The 439-nt window shown below is 63.3% G+C and carries 1 pseudogene; it reads left to right on the top strand.

Annotated features, from left to right (window positions below):
- Positions 1 to 325: pseudogene (locus AACY08_RS29885) on the top strand (50S ribosomal protein L2); the annotation flags it as partial.
- Positions 326 to 439: the final 114 nt, after the last annotated feature.

The raw sequence follows: 439 nt of genomic DNA, 5'->3' as shown, positions 1-439 counted from the left end.
CTACGTCATCATCCGTTTGAACTCGGGTGAACAGCGCCTGGTCCACGGCCGCTGCCGCGGCACGATCGGTGCGGTGTCGAACCCGGACCACATGAACACCTCGATCGGCAAGGCCGGTCGCAAGCGCTGGATGGGCCGTCGTCCGCACAACCGCGGTGTCGCCATGAACCCGATCGACCATCCGCACGGCGGTGGTGAAGGTCGTACCTCGGGCGGTCGCCACCCGGTCACCCCGTGGGGCAAGCCGACCAAGGGCAAGAAGACCCGCACCAACAAGTCGACCAACAAATTCATTCTCCTAAGCCGCCACAAGCGGAAGAAGTAAGGAACGCCGGACATGGTTCGTTCAGTCTGGAAAGGCCCGTTCGTCGAGGGTTCGCTGCTCAAGAAGGCAGATGCGGCCCGTGCGTCCGGCCGTCACGACGTCATCAAGATCTGG

The sequence above is a fragment of the Pseudomonas sp. EL_65y_Pfl1_R83 genome, assembly GCF_963970695.1.
In the GTDB taxonomy this organism is placed as follows: domain Bacteria; phylum Pseudomonadota; class Gammaproteobacteria; order Pseudomonadales; family Pseudomonadaceae; genus Aquipseudomonas; species Aquipseudomonas tritici.
Note: the sequence above shows the minus strand (reverse complement) of the source record. Positions and strands in the feature narration are given on the sequence as shown.